The sequence below is a fragment of the Romboutsia sp. CE17 genome (assembly GCF_012317385.1).
Taxonomy (GTDB): domain Bacteria; phylum Bacillota; class Clostridia; order Peptostreptococcales; family Peptostreptococcaceae; genus Romboutsia_E.
The window spans coordinates 1,005,790-1,021,430 of record NZ_CP051144.1 but is presented as its reverse complement, the minus strand read 5'-3'; the positions used below and the strand labels follow the sequence as shown (position 1 = coordinate 1,021,430).

At 25.6% G+C, this 15,641-nt stretch carries 14 protein-coding genes, 1 riboswitch and 1 other annotated feature (1 of these 16 running past the window's edge); of the genes, 1 reads left to right on the top strand and 13 read right to left on the bottom strand.

The features are described 5' to 3' along the window. Positions 1-115: 115 nt before the first annotated feature. From HF520_RS04860 to HF520_RS04815, 10 genes are all read right to left on the bottom strand, one after another. Positions 116-1,762 (bottom strand): hypothetical protein, encoded by a 1,647-nt coding sequence (locus HF520_RS04860; protein ID WP_168572959.1) that lies wholly within the window; start codon positions 1,760-1,762, stop codon positions 116-118. A 3-nt stretch (positions 1,763-1,765) separates the two neighbouring features. Next, positions 1,766-2,551 carry an ABC transporter ATP-binding protein gene (locus HF520_RS04855; protein ID WP_168572958.1) on the bottom strand — a complete coding sequence of 262 codons (786 nt, stop codon included), beginning with the start codon at positions 2,549-2,551 and terminating at the stop codon, positions 1,766-1,768. A 9-nt stretch (positions 2,552-2,560) separates the two neighbouring features. Next, positions 2,561-3,367: a pyrroline-5-carboxylate reductase gene (gene proC, locus HF520_RS04850; protein ID WP_168572957.1), complete on the bottom strand. Its 807-nt coding sequence runs from the start codon at positions 3,365-3,367 to the stop codon at positions 2,561-2,563. Between the two features lie 222 nt (positions 3,368-3,589). Further along, on the bottom strand, positions 3,590-4,225 hold the full coding sequence (locus HF520_RS04845) for a DNA-3-methyladenine glycosylase (RefSeq protein ID WP_168572956.1): 636 nt from the start codon (positions 4,223-4,225) through the stop codon (positions 3,590-3,592). Between the two features lie 141 nt (positions 4,226-4,366). Beyond that, entirely contained in the window at positions 4,367-5,698 is a 1,332-nt protein-coding gene (locus tag HF520_RS04840) for a hemolysin family protein (protein ID WP_168572955.1), read from the bottom strand. Positions 5,699-5,846: 148 nt separating this feature from the next. After that, on the bottom strand, positions 5,847-6,671 hold the full coding sequence (locus tag HF520_RS04835) for a MetQ/NlpA family ABC transporter substrate-binding protein (RefSeq protein WP_168572954.1): 825 nt from the start codon (positions 6,669-6,671) through the stop codon (positions 5,847-5,849). A 24-nt stretch (positions 6,672-6,695) separates the two neighbouring features. Continuing rightward, a complete protein-coding gene (locus tag HF520_RS04830) occupies positions 6,696-7,358 on the bottom strand; it encodes a methionine ABC transporter permease (RefSeq protein WP_168572953.1) in 663 nt (220 codons plus the stop codon). Continuing rightward, positions 7,345-8,316, bottom strand: coding sequence for a methionine ABC transporter ATP-binding protein (locus HF520_RS04825; protein ID WP_168572952.1), 972 nt, complete (start codon positions 8,314-8,316; stop codon positions 7,345-7,347). The genes HF520_RS04830 and HF520_RS04825 overlap by 14 nt, the downstream gene beginning before the upstream one ends. An 81-nt stretch (positions 8,317-8,397) precedes the next feature. Then, positions 8,398-8,504, bottom strand: a riboswitch (SAM riboswitch). Between the two features lie 128 nt (positions 8,505-8,632). Next, a complete protein-coding gene (locus HF520_RS04820) occupies positions 8,633-9,256 on the bottom strand; it encodes a hypothetical protein (protein ID WP_168572951.1) in 624 nt (207 codons plus the stop codon). A gap of 33 nt (positions 9,257-9,289) precedes the next feature. Further along, positions 9,290-9,895 carry a hypothetical protein gene (locus tag HF520_RS04815; protein WP_168572950.1) on the bottom strand — a complete coding sequence of 202 codons (606 nt, stop codon included), beginning with the start codon at positions 9,893-9,895 and terminating at the stop codon, positions 9,290-9,292. A 156-nt stretch (positions 9,896-10,051) separates the two neighbouring features. Here HF520_RS04815 and HF520_RS04810 point away from each other — a divergent pair, with 156 nt between their 5' ends. Further along, on the top strand, positions 10,052-10,264 hold the full coding sequence (locus HF520_RS04810; RefSeq protein WP_168572949.1) for a hypothetical protein: 213 nt from the start codon (positions 10,052-10,054) through the stop codon (positions 10,262-10,264). A gap of 70 nt (positions 10,265-10,334) precedes the next feature. On the opposite strand, the gene HF520_RS04805 is transcribed toward HF520_RS04810, so the two are convergent. From HF520_RS04805 to asnA, 3 genes are all read right to left on the bottom strand, one after another. Next, on the bottom strand, positions 10,335-13,502 hold the full coding sequence (locus HF520_RS04805; protein ID WP_168572948.1) for a DEAD/DEAH box helicase: 3,168 nt from the start codon (positions 13,500-13,502) through the stop codon (positions 10,335-10,337). 219 nt (positions 13,503-13,721) lie between these two features. Continuing rightward, a complete protein-coding gene (locus tag HF520_RS04800; protein WP_168572947.1) occupies positions 13,722-14,219 on the bottom strand; it encodes a lecithin retinol acyltransferase family protein in 498 nt (165 codons plus the stop codon). 190 nt (positions 14,220-14,409) lie between these two features. Beyond that, a complete protein-coding gene (asnA, locus tag HF520_RS04795) occupies positions 14,410-15,414 on the bottom strand; it encodes an aspartate--ammonia ligase (protein ID WP_168572946.1) in 1,005 nt (334 codons plus the stop codon). A gap of 71 nt (positions 15,415-15,485) precedes the next feature. Continuing rightward, positions 15,486-15,641 (bottom strand) — a binding site (T-box leader); it runs 94 nt beyond the window's last position.

Here is a 15,641-nt window from a genome sequence, read left to right as displayed (position 1 = left end):
ATTACTATACAATAGTTAGACTCTAATATATAAGAAAAGGTTTTAAAAAAAATGAGTTATTTGTAATATATTATTAATATAGGCTACAAATAACTCATTTTTAAGTATTTTTTATTTAATTCTTATTATTTATCTTAAAAACAACTTTCCATGACATTCGCACTATAATTATTAAAGCTAATAAGTAAATATATATTAGCATATTATTATTCATTAATATAATTCCAAAATGAATTAGTAATAATATCCCAGTTATAAATATACATCTAAAAACTACAAAAATATTTTTAGAAGAATCTCCTATATTATAAGGTTTAGAAAATGGTAAAATCTTTTCATTAAATTTAAAAGTAAGCATTGATACAAATATTTCAGATAAAAATATTATTAATAAATGCTTGACTACTTTTATTTCAAATATGCCTATAAAAATAATAGATAATATTATAAAAGAAGGTATGCCTAGTTTATATATGCTACTTTTAAATGTTCCAGTATATATATTACTTTTATTTTTAATAGGCAAAACATTATATACCCATGCCCCTTCATATTCATTTGAGTATCCAGTCATAGTTATAATATTTTGCATTATTACAACTATAAAATATGCACTAAGAAACATATAACTATCTTTTATTTCATTCATATAATTTCCTAATCCACTATTATCATAAGCACTAATTAACATTATTATTGGCATAAATGTTCCTAATGCTAAAGAAGGATATACTTTTGTCTTAAAATCTCTATCTTTAGATAAAATATTATAAGTAAAATTAAATATAGCTCTTTCTTCTTTTTCTTTGCAAATAAGTTTGCTTATCTTAAAAGTAAGATTTTCTTTTTTAGACTTATTTTTATAAGTATTATCATTTAATTTTTGAAGATTCTTTTCAAAAACTAACGAAAACTTTCCATATATTATCACAGAAATTATAGGTACTGATACAGACATTATGCTTAATATAATTCCTACGATATCGTAACCACTTCCTTGAATTAATTTAAAATTAGACGCAAACCACATGGGTATAAAAAGAATATTCCACCATGATGAAGTATATGTAAAGTCTATATTCATATAATCAAATCCTCTTATTATAAATTGAAAACCTATCGTAAATAGTAATAAAAAAGCTATTTGAAAAGTATTTAATATATCTTTTAGTTTTTCACCTTTAAATAACTTTAAAATTACTAAATATATAATAGAGGTTATCATTATCATTAATATATCTATTAAAATTATACTTAATATATACAATAAAAAATACTTTATTCCAAATCTTAAAAATGCAATCATACTAAATGCAGATAACGCTAAACTTAAAGCAAATATATATAAAAATATATGTGTAGCTTTTGCAGCATTTAAAGTTTTAGAATCCACTCCTCTAATTCCAATTATATCTTTATCATCTATATCTAGTATTACACTAGAAAAATCAGATATTAATGCAGTTAATAGAAGTATCATAAAGCAAGAGAAATTCATAGTCATTTTTAATCTAATATCCATATTCATAAACAATAAGGGAACAGACATAACACCTAAAATTGCATATACTATTAATGACGTAAAGAAATAATTTTTCTCTTTTATTTCTTCATACATATTACTATTATTATTTGACATTCTTCTAGAATCTAAGGTTAATTTAACCTGAATTATTAATCTCATTACATCATAGTCTACCCCATATCTAGTATATATCTTCTTAAATAAATCAAGACCCTTAAGTGCAAAATAGTTTTTCATATGTTACACCTCATTTAAAATATTTACAAACTCATTAGATAAATCATTATGTTCATCAAATCCAGTAAGCTCATTAAATATTTCTTCTAAAGAACCATCAAAACTCGAATTTCTAATTTCATCAAAATTTCCATCTGCTACAATATTTCCACCATTTAATACTATTATTCTATCACTTATTTTTTCTACAACTTCCATTATATGAGATGAATAGAAAATAGTTTTCCCATCTTCTTTTAACCTATTTATAATTTCTTTTATTAAAAGAACACTGTTAGCATCTAATCCACTAAGTGGCTCATCTAAAAAAAGTATGTCTGGATTATGAAGTACAGAAGAAATTATAGCAACTTTTTGCTTCATTCCTTTTGAATAAGATGATATTCTACTTTCATAAGCATCTTCAATACCTAATACTTTCATAAGCCTTCTTGCTTTATTGTCACACTTTTCATATTCTATTCCATATAACTGTCCAATAAAAGTTAAATATTCTTTAGCAGTTAAACTTTCATATACTTTAACAACTTCTGGTACATACCCAATTTTGTTTTTATATTCAAAATTCTCTTCCTTAATATCTCTACCAAATATTTTTACTTTTCCATCATATTCACTAATAAGACCTAGTATTATTTTTATTGTCGTACTTTTACCAGCTCCATTTGGACCTATATATCCAATTATATTTCCTTTGCTTACATCTAAACTAATATTTTTTAGTACTTCTTTTTCTCCATAACGTTTGCTTAAATTTTTAATTTCAATTATTTTATCACAGTTATTCATTTTTCCCTCTTATTTACTGCTCATTAGCTTTGACTTTTTAGCAGCTGCATCTACTGCTTTTATTATAGCAGACCTCATATTTTCTTCTTCTAAAATAGTAACTGCTTCTATTGTTGTTCCACCTGGAGAGCAAACCATATCTTTTAATTCACCTGGATGCTTACCACTTTCAAGAACCATCTTTGCAGATCCCATAACAGCTTGAGCTGCAAATTTATAAGCTTTTTCTCTTGGCATACCTGCTTTCACTGCTCCATCTGCTAAAGCTTCTATAAACATAAATACATATGCTGGTGATGATCCACTTACTCCTACTACTGCATCTATTAAATATTCTTCTACGACTTCACATTGTCCAAAAGAATTAAATATATCTATAACTAAATTTAATTCTTCTTCACTTATATTTTTATTTGGAGATATAGATGACATAGCTTCATTTACTAATGCCGGTGTATTTGGCATTGTTCTAACTATTTTCTTATCATTTCCAATAACAGCCTCTATTGATTCTATAGTTTTTCCCGCTGCTATAGCAATTATTATTTTATCGTTAGTTATAAATTCTTTAACTTGCTTTAATACTTCATCATATACGTTAGGTTTTACTGAAACAAATATTATATCAGATTCTTTTACTACCTGTTGTGAATCCTTTGTAACCTTTATTCCAAATTCTTTATTTACTCTTTCTAATGTGGAATCTCTAAGTGCAGATGCTATTATATTCTCTGTCTGTAGTAATTTTGCTTTTACGATTCCTCCTATTATAGCTGATGCCATATTTCCAGCTCCTATAAATCCTATATTTCTCATCATAACCCTCCTTTTTTATATCAAAAAATATCATTAAAATAGAGTTAAGCAATAACGCGTATTGTTAACTCTATAACTAAATTTACTTCAATTATAACATATATTTACATATTTAATACTATATAGGTTTTAATCTCTAATTTATACTTTTAGTATAAAAAATCTTAGTTGTATAATCTTATACAAAACTGATTATACAACTAAGATTTATATTTATAAGTCTTACTTTTTTAATACAGATACAAATTTATTATCTTTTATATAAAATCTCCATGGATAATATTTAGCTTCCTCTGCATAATCTATATTTATTCTAGTATCCGTTTCTATTTCAAAATTTTCTTCTCCATAAACCTTTTCATTTCCTTTATAATAAAATTCACTTATAAATAGTTCATTTTCTAAAATACTTTTAGAATTTAGAGTCTTATCTATATTTAATGCCATACATAATTTGCCTGGACCATTAGATATATTTTTCTTCTGGTAGTTATTCAATTCATTATAATTTTTATTATACCTATTTTTACAAATTTCTTCTAAGCCATCTATAGGCTCTACAGCTCTTATAAGAACGCATTCTGGTATATTTTCTTTATTTGCAGATATGTTTAAGCAATAATACATTCCATAAATTAAGTAAATATAAATATGACCACCATTTAAGTATAATGGCTTTGTTCTTTCTGTTTTTTTATCACCATAAACATGTGCACCTTTATCAGTTATACCCATATATGCTTCAGTTTCAACTATTTTACTAACTATAGTTTTTCCATTATACCTTCTTATAAGAAATTTACCTAAAATACTCTTAGCTAAATCTAATCCATTTTGTTCAAAAAATTTTTCTTGCAAACTAACACCTTCTTTTTCTATGTCATTAGTCTTATTATACCATATTAAAATTTATTAATAAGAAATTTAAAAACTTAAAAAGTGTAGATAAAAATATTCTTATCTACACTTTTTCTTTATAAAATTTATATGATTTTAGCTTTATTTTAAAATACTTAACTTAACCTTTTCTATTCTTTTATTTCCAATTTTAAGTATCTCGAGCTTTATATCATCTAAAATAATCTCTTTTTTATCTTTAGGTACTTCATTAATGTCCTTTGGCACTTCACCAAGATTATCAATAAAATAACCATTTAAAGTATCGTAATCTCTGTCAGTTAAATTAACATTAAATTTTTCTTTAACCTCACAAAGTGGTACTATACCTTTAACAATAAAAGTACCTTCATCTATTTGATTTATATCAGATTCATCTGTGTCATACTCATCATTTATTTCTCCCATTATTTCTTCTATCAAATCTTCCATTGTAACTATTCCTGAGAATCCACCATATTCATCTACTAGCAACGCTAAATGAATTTTCTTTTCTTTTAAAATTTTGAATAACTCATTAGTCTTCTTATTTTCTGGAACAAAATATGGTTTATGAATTATGCTTTTTATATCTATATTTGTAAATCCAACCCTTCTAGCTTCTTTTAATAAGTCTTTTACATATAGCACTCCTACAATATTATCTACATTATCCTTATATACAGGTACTCTAGAATAACCTAACCTTAAAATTTCATCTAATATATCATTAATATCATCTTCTACCTCAATTAAAAATGTATCTTTTCTAGATGTCATTACTTCTTTACATATTTTATCATTAAACTCAAATATACCATAAATCATATTTTTTTCATCATCTTCAATGCATCCATCTTCTTCTGATTGTGCTACTAATGATTTAATTTCTTCTTCAGATATTTTTTCTTCTACATCTTCAGTATTATTACCTGTAAGCTTTAACACTAATAAAGTTGAAAATGATAAAATTTTTGTAAAAGGTTTAGCTATTACTGATACCATGTAAATCGTCTTAACAGATAATAATGCTATACTCTCAGATCTTTTTAAAGCAATTCTCTTAGGAACCAACTCTCCAAATACTAATGTAAAGTAAGATAGTATTATTGTTATAAATATAATTGATATTTCATGAGTATAAGGAATATCTAAAATAGAAATAAATCTATTTATATAATTTGATATACCAGTTGCTGCTGATGCACTTGAAAAGAATCCAGCTAAAGTTATTCCTATTTGAATCGTTGATAGAAAATCGCTAGGATCTTCCATAAGCTTTTCTAATAGTTTAGCCTTTACATTTCCTTGGCTACTAAATTGTTTTATTTTTGTTTTGTTTGCAGAAACTATTGCCATTTCTGAAGCTGCAAAAAAAGCATTAATTGATGTTAATACTATTATTAGTATTATTTTCGAGAGAACGCCCCCGGGGTCTGAATCTAAATTACCCATTTTTTCCTCCTAAATAAATATTATTATTCATATATTATATGATAGTAATCCATTTTTCTATACTATTTATATACCAATTTTTCTCATATAAAAAGACGAGATATTTTTTATCTCGTCTTTTTATATTTCTACTTTACAGATATTAATTTTATTCAAATGATGGTATTATACTACCTTTATATTTTTCTTCTATAAATGCCTTGGCTTCAGGACTAGTTAATGCTTCTGATAATACCTTTATTTTTTCGCTATCTTTATTATCTTCTCTACAAGCTAAAATATTTGAATAAGGTGAATCAGATGATTCTATTGCAATTGCATCTTTTGTTGGATTTAAGTTTGCACTTAAAGCATAATTAGTATTTATAACCGCAGCATCAACATCTTCTAATACAGATGGTAATTGAGCTGCTTCTACCTCTACAAATTCTATATTTTTAGGATTTTCAGTTATATCTTTTATTGTAAGTAAATCATGGTCAGAAACCTTAATTAATCCATTATCTGCCAATAATTGTATCGCTCTTGACCCATTAGTTGGATCATTAGGTATTGCTATTTTCGAATTATTAGATAATTCTTCTAGATTTTTTAATGTCTTTGAATATACACCCATTGGTTCTAAGTGTATTTTTTCAGTATATGTTAACTTATATCCTTTTTGTGAAATAGTTTCTTCTAGATATGGTATATGCTGAAAATAATTAGCATCTAAAGAGCCTTCACTTAATGCTGTATTAGGCATAACATAATCATCAAATATTTTAATATCTAAATCATATCCTTTTGCTTCTACTAAAGGTTTTATTTCTTCTAAAATCTCTGCATGTGGAGTTGATGATGCCCCCACTACTATCGTTTTACTTTCAGATGCTTCTATATCATCCTTTTTATCTTTGCTTGAAGAACATCCTACTGCAGATACTGATATTATTACTGCTAAACCTAAAGATAATAATTTTTTTAATTTCATAATATAATCCCCCTATTTAAATCCTTATTTTAGTTTTCTATAAGCTAAGTTTCCTAAACTTTGTATTATCTGTACAATGATTATTAATGTAATAACTGTGTAAATCATTACTGCTGTATCAAATCTTTGATGTCCATAAGTTAAAGCTACATTTCCAAGACCACCTGCCCCAACGGCACCTGCCATTGCTGTATATCCAAGTATTGAAATTACTGATAAAGTAATACCAGATATTATAGATGGCATAGCTTCTTTTATCATTACTTTAAAAATTATTTGTGATTTTGTTGCTCCAAAAGATTTAGCTGCCTCTATTAAACCTTTGTCAACTTCATTTAGAGCACTTTCTATAATTCTAGCTATAAAAGGTGCAGATCCTATGGTAATTGGTACTATTGCTGCTTTTACTCCTATACTAGTTCCAACTAACATTCTAGTAAATGGTATTAATGCTACCATAAGTATAATAAATGGAAAACTTCTAAAAATATTAACAATAAATCCTAGTACTTTATAAATAGTATTACAAGGCTTTAATCCATCTGGCTTTGTAACTACAAGTATTATTGCTAGTATAAATCCTATTATTGTAGCTATTAATGTAGGAATAGCTATCATTATTAGTGTTTCGAATAATGCATCCCCTAAAATTTCTGTTAAAAATTCACTTAAACTAGTTTGATTCATCTGTAATCTCCTCCCATCTCATATTCTGACTATCTAAATATCTCTTTACACTATCTCCATGTTCTGAAGAAACATTTATAATTAAAGATCCTAATATATCATTTCTGAATTTTTCTAATTTACCAAATACTATAGAGAAATCTAAATCTAAGCTTCTTGCCATATTTGTAATTATACAATCATTAGAAATATCTTTTGGAAATAATATCTTTATATTTGTTCCTTTTGGTAATACTATATTTTCTTCTCCAATTAGTTTTCTAAGTCCATTTGTATTGTGTAAAAACACCTCTTCTGTGTCATCTATTTCTAAAACTTTGCCACCTTCCATAATTGCAACTCTAGTACATATTTGTTTTATAACTTCCATTTGATGGGTTACCATTATAATAGTTATTCCTAATTTTTTATTTATATCTTCAAGCAAAGCTAATATAGACTTTGTTGTATTAGGATCTAAAGCTGAAGTTGCTTCATCGCAAAGAAGAACTTTAGGATTTAGTGCTAGAGCTCTTGCTATTGCAACCCTTTGTTTTTGTCCACCGCTTAAATTTCTTGGCTTCGAATTTTTTTTATCACTTAATCCTACTAGGTCTAACAGTTCAATTACTCTCTTTTCAATTTCTTTTCTAGAGTATTTAAAACATTCTAGTGGCAATGCAATATTCTCAAATACAGTTTTTCTTTCTAATAGGGAAAAATGCTGAAATATCATTCCTAAATCTTTTCTTAAAAATCTTAACTCATTCTCTCTAAGAGATTTTACTTCTTTTTCACTAACAAAAATACTACCTTCTTGATATTCTTCAAGCCCATTTATGCACCTAAGTAATGTTGATTTACCTGCACCACTATGACCAATTATTCCAAATATCTCTCCTTCTCTTATTTCCATATTAACTTCATTAAGTACCTTAGTATTTCCATAATACTTATTTACACCTTTGATGCTTATCATTTAACTCACTCCCCCAAATTTAATTCTATCTATACAATAATAAAAGCCTGAGTATAAACTCAGGCTTTTTAAGCAGACTTATACTCATCTTTCAATTCTTGCGAATTGCAGGATTTAGCACCGTGTATATAAAATATACTGGTTGCCGGGTTTCATAGGGCCAGTCCCTCCACCTCTCTTGATAAGAAATTATTTTTATTCTATTTTTAATTTATTTTTGTTTCTTATTATTTATATCATATATTAATTTAAAATATCTGTCAATCTAATTTTCACTATTTTTTGAATATTTATTCTTTTATATATATTTTTATTTTTATTTTGTAGTTTTAGTACTTGGAGTCGTGTTTATTCCTAACATTTCATTCATATTTTTTATCATTTTATCAAACTCATTACTTACATCACCTTCAACTTTAGTTGTATCATCTACAAGTTTAATAAACTCATCTTTACTCTTAGAATAAGCATCTTTAGGTATTGTGTCTAGTTTTTTCATTCTAGCATCTATTTCATTTATTAATTTTTCACCTTCTGCTATAAGCTCATCATTTGCAGCTTTTAAATCTTTATCATCTGTTTTTACATCGTTTTTCAATCCATCAATAAATGCTTGTATTTTTTCTTTACTATCTTTATAAGCAGCCTTTAAGTCTGATAAATATTTTTCATTTCCTGGGTAATCATTTTCATTTTCATATGCCTTATTTACATCATCTACGGTTCTATATATATTATAATTACTTAATGGTCTTAAATTGTTGCTATAAAGGTCTGAGTATTGGTTATAATATTCAGTTCCTGCATACTTATTTGTTTCTGTTGCACTATTATTAGTAATGTTCTCTTCATTTGGAGTTTCTGTTTTATTACTACATCCAAAAGTCCCTAATGCTAATCCTATAGAAAGTCCTATTGCTAATGTTTTTCTTAATTTCATTTTCAATACCTCCAAAATATATGTATAAATTTATTATTTATTATTATCTAAATCTATGCCTAAATTATTCTCTATCTTTTCTAAAGTATTATCAAAACTTTCTTCATTTTTAATATCTTTGTCTAATTCTTTTTCTAGATAATCCATTAATGCTATTTTATCTCCACTAATTAAACTAGGATCTATTGAGTTAATATTCTCTTCTTTTAATTTTATATCAGAAATTACTTTATCACAGTTTTCTACTAAAGCATTATTTAAATTTTGTAAGTTGGAATCCTCAATTTTTAGACCTTTTAAAGATTCACAAAATGATTTTATATTAGTTTTGCTATCTGATAGTAAAGCTTTATAGTTTTCTATCAGTTGTTCATTATTTAAATCATTATTTTTATCTAATATATCATCTAACTGCTCATCTCTAAAATCTATCGGACTTATATATTTTTCATAATTTTTTACAAATGTATCTTTATACTCATCTTTGGTCAAAGTATTATTAGTGTTCGTAATTTCATTTGTAGTTTGATTTTCTTTTTGTAAATTATCTACATTTGAGTTTTTATTATTGCTACATCCAACTAAATTTATGCCTAATATACAAATTAGTACTATTAATAAATTAGATGACTTTTTCATTTTTAACCTCCTTTTTATTTATATAATATTAGTATTACTAATTTTATTTTTTTTATTTAATTAAAATCATAATAAATATAATTAATTTTATTTTTAAATTTTAAATATTTATATAAATCTATTTTAGGGGTATAATTTATTGAGGAGAGTGGTTAAATGAAAAATAATAACAAAATAAAAATAACTTACAAAAATGGATTTATAAGATTCATAGAAAGAGATGGAGTTAGAAACTTTTCTTCTCTAGTTGAATGGATGAATAAATTTAATAAGAATGAGGATGTAGGTCTACTTACTATGTCTGGAAGAGATTTAGGCAGTGCTATTTGTATTAGTAAAAATAACGTACTTTCTATAGAGTTTGTTTAATTATGTAAATTAAAACTATCTTAAATTAAATTTTAATCAATAAATAATTTAAGATAGTTTTTTAATAAAATTATTTAAATAGATTTAATATTTCTTCATCAGTTAAACTCTTCAATACACCACCATCAGATAAATTACCATTTATAATATCATCAATTAATTCTTTTTTACTTTCTTGTAGTTTAACTATTTTCTCTTCTATGGTCCCTTTTGCTATAAGCTTTATAACTTCAACCACGTTTTTTTGACCATATCTATGAGCTCTATCACTAGCTTGATCTTCTACTGAAGGATTCCACCATGGATCAAAGTGTATAACAGTGTTAGCAGACGTTAAGTTTAAGCCTGTACCTCCAGTCTTTAAGGAAATTAAAAACACTTTTTTCTCATTTCCTTCATTAAATTCATCTACTAATTTTATTCTATCAATAGCTTTAGTCTGACCATCTAAATAATAGTATTCTATCTTATTTCTTGAAAGTTTTTTACCTATATTCTTTAATACACTTGTAAATTGTGAAAATACTAATATTTTATTATTTTCTTCACCATATTCTTTTATTATTTCTAAACAAGCTTCAATTTTTGCACTTTTTCCTTTGTAATCATCCACTATTATACTTGGGTCCAAGCAAAGTTGTCTTAGTTTAGTTAAATATGCAAATACAGTTATTTTATCTTTTATAGCTTTTTTTTCTTTGAGTTTTTTTTGTATATCTTCTACATAAACACCATAAATTTTTCTTTGTTCTTTGCTTAATTCAATCAAGAATTGTCTTTCTATTTTATCCGGTAATTCTTTTATAACTTGTTTTTTAGTCCTTCTAAGTATAAATGGTTTAATCATTCTTTTTAAGTGTTCGATATGGCTTTCATCTCTTATAAAAACTGCATTAAATTTAGTTAAATTATATAAATAACCTGGCATAATAAAATCAAAAATTGACCAAAGTTCTAATAAATTATTTTCTATTGGTGTTCCTGTAAGAGCAAACTTATTCTTAGATTTTATAGCTTTCACTGCATCTGTACTTAATGCTGTGGGATTTTTTATATTTTGTGCCTCATCTATGATACAATAATCAAAATTTATTTCTTCATATTTTTCTAAATCATTTCTAATAGATCCATATGTAGTTAAGATTATATCAAATTCTTTTATATTCTTTATTACCATATCTCTTTCTTTTTTTAATCCATGCGCAATCCCAACTTTAATGCTTGGTGCAAATTTTTCAAACTCGTTTTTCCAATTATGTATAAGAGATGTAGGTGTTATAATTAATGTTTTCTTATTTTCTTTTTTTAATAAAAAGGTTATAGTTTGTATTGTTTTTCCAAGACCCATTTCATCAGCAAGTATACCTCCAAATCCACAATAATCTAGGGTTTCAAACCAATTTAATGCATCTACTTGATAATCTCTTAATGTTGCATTTAAGTTATTTGGTATATCTATTTTTAAGCTACTTATATATTTAAACCTTTCAACTATTTCTTTTGTATTTTCAATTCCACTTATATACGGTAATTTCTCCTCTGTAAAAAGATCGTTTATAAATAAAGCTTTACTACTATGTATTTTCATTTCTTTCATACTACTAGTAAAGCCTAAACTTTCCATTAATTTAAATACTTCTTTTGTTTTTTCTTCTTCTAAATTTATAAAACTTCCATTCCCTAGCTTATAAAATCTTTTATTAACTTTAAATGCATCTATTATTTTTTTATATTCATTTTCATCTACACCTTCTATTTCAAAATTAAAATCTAAGTAATGATTAACTTCTTCTCCTAAGCCAATCCTTATATTTGTTGAATTATAAATCTTTTTTTCTTTTAACTTATCTGAGTAATAAACTTCCCCTATATTTTTTAATCTGTTTATTTCATTGCTCAGAAAGTCATACAACTGCACATCATTCCCTTTAAATACATATCTATTTTTATCTTCCTCAAAATAATTTGTATAAAGTCTATATATAGCTTGTTGTTCTTTATCTATATCTTTAATTATAAATTTCCCTTCCTCTTGCCCTTCATATTCAAATTCTACCTTACAAGTTACTTTGCTATCTTCTAGATCAAAGTAATACTTTACAATTAGGTTATTGCTAATATTTTTTTTAATCTGTTCATCTAATATTACTTCACTGCAAATATTTTCAAGTTTTGGTATAATATTAGTTAAAACTTCGCTTACTTCGTCTCTATTAAATGAAATTTCTTTAAATTCATCTAGTATTTTGTATATTTTATTGTAATAAATTCCATTTTCTCCACTTAATAAATATATATCACCTTTATAAAACACTACATCTCCTTTTTGAGATATTGGAGTTGGTAATTGACCATTACTTTTAAGTATTACTTCATTATCATCTAGTTCTAAATTTACGCTTATAGGTAATTCTCCTTTTATAATTTTGGGATTATAATACAATTTTCCAAATTTAAATTCAAAATTTCTATACTGTAATGATTCCATTAATCTTCTTATATTAGGTCCTTTTACTGTCATATATCTAAGTTCTCTTTGAGGTGCTATATATGATAGTCCCATTCCATACTCTTCAATCATGTCTACCACTTTTTCATCATCCTCGCAAAAATAGTTATTTAAAGGATTATATATAAAGTCTACTCCGTATACTAAATCATTTGAATTTAATCTTGCATATGCAAAATCTCTTAAATTCTTTAAAACATACATTTTATCAATACCTATTTTAAAGTCCGCACTTATACTATTTGCACCTATAAACTCTAGTTTTATATATAAATTAATTTGCTCCTTAGGGTTACTTTTGAAATAATTCAATAAATCTTTATTTATATAGTTTTTATCTCTCTTTATTTTGCTTTTGTTTTTAACTGTAAATGTAGTTTGTTTTAAACTACTTATTACATCTGATTTTAATAAATTTATTACATATAATGTTATTGCTACTATATGTTTACATATAGATAAATGCTCAGTCGTACTTCTAGACATGCAATCTTGACAGTCACACATTCCTGTTATTACTCTTTTATTTTCTAAATCTATAACTATAGAACTATTATATATACGATTTTGAAATTCTGAAGCTACATGTCCATCTATTGTTAGTACTTTGCCTTCATTGCTGTATCTAACTTCTTCTACATATCCATCTTCATAATATATTTTCCCTCTACTTAATCTACTTTTCTCTGTATTATCTAGTAGTATATTATTTACTATTTTAAAGTCCATTATCTCACCTGTTTTCTTTTATTATAAATCTTATTATATCCCTCTTAGTAGCATCCATCAACATACTATGATTATTGATTAGATAAATTTTAATTCTAATTAATAAATATTAAAAACCGTATCGCATAAATTATGCTATACGGTTTTAATTATCTAACCTCTTAAATTATCTCAAGACTTTTACAATGAGTTTGTAATATAGTCAGTTTTATTTTTATATTATGCAATATCTATTTTGCTCTTTATAAATATTGCATCTAAAACTAAATTAACTTGATACGATTGGCTAACACCTGTTTTGCACCAAATTGCAAAATATTCACAGTTATTAAGTCCTAAGTTAAAGCGTCTTTCACCAATTCTACTTCTCGCTCTTTTTACAGTTTCTTCTGGTGAATATATTTTATATTTAATCTTATTTTTTATTTTTAAAAGCATATACATAGCATATGCACTTTCTTTATACCCTCTATTTAACCCTTCTCCTTTAATTCTTTTAATCGGTTTTGTTACATCATAAGGAAACTTATATACATAATATTTATTCGAGTTTCCTAAAAATTTACTCATTCTAGTTTCGTCAATATACATATTTCTTAGAAAAAAATCTTCATCTTTACCAGCATAATGGATTACATGATCATCATCTACATAGATACCAAAATGATTATAGATACCATGATTTACACAAATTACATCTCCATATTCTGGTTTCATCTATATCCCTCCTTAGTTAGTAGTATATAGATATTTTATGATTTAAATATATGTATTGTTAATTAATATATCTAAGTTATTATTTTCATTATAATTTAGAATAACATAATAAAATCCAAGTTATATAATTATTTATTATGCAACTTAGATTTTATTATATATTTATTTAATTCTACTATTTAATAATTTATTATAATAAATAAATTCCTGCTTCACTACACTCTTTAACCATATCTTCTGGCCAAATACCTACTTGAACCTCTCCTATATGTGCCTTGTTTAAAAAATACATACAGATTCTAGACTGACCTATTCCTCCACCTATAGTATATGGAAGCTCTCCATTTAATAATGATTTATGATATTCTAATTCTTTTCTATCTTCGCATCCAGATATTTCAAGTTGTTTTTCTAGACTTTTTTCATCTACTCTTATTCCCATTGAAGATAACTCTATTGCATTATCTAAAACTGGGTTATAAAATAATATATCTCCATTTAATTCCCAATCATCATAATCTGGGCTTCTACCATCATGTTTTTTTCCATTACTTAAAACCTTACCTATTTGCATTAAAAATACTGCCTTTTTATCTCTTACTATAGCATCTTCTCTTTCTTTTGGTGTTAAATCTGGGTACATTTCTAGTAGCTCTTGTGAAGTTATAAATGTTATTTCTTCTGGTAAGAAACATTTTACTTCTGGATATATTGCATGTACGTGTTCTTCTGTTTCTTTAAACACTTTATATATACATTTTACGACTTTTTTCAATGTATCCAAATTTCTATCTTCTTTGTTTATTATAAGTTCCCAATCCCATTGATCTACATATAAAGAGTGAAGATTATCTAGTTCTTCGTCTTTTCTTATTGCATTCATATCCGTATACAATCCTTTTCCTACTGAAAATCCATACTTTTTAAGTGCCATTCTTTTCCATTTAGCTAATGAATGAACAATTTCAGCTTCTTTTTTTAAATGAGTTATTTCAAAACTTACAGGTTTTTCTATTCCACTTAAATTATCATTTGTTCCTGTTTCTGGTAAAACAAATAATGGTGAAGACACCCTTGTTAGTTTTAACATTTCCCCTAATCTATTTTCAAAAAAGTCTTTTAAATCCTTTATGGCTTGTTGAGTTTCTATAACTCCTAAACTAGTTTCATATTTTTCTGGTATTATTAAGCACATACTCACACACTCCTTTTGATTTTTTATTTAAAATTGTCCTTTTATAAATTAAAAAAAGCCCTTCATCCCTATAAAGGGACGAAAGGCTTTGCTTCCGCGGTACCACCCAATTTAACTTTAATTAAAGTTCACTTTATTAGCATACTAATCATATGCTACCAATATGATAACGGTTTGGTTCCGACTAAGTCTACTTTCTTATAAAAGATTTCGGTTAGTAGCTCTGG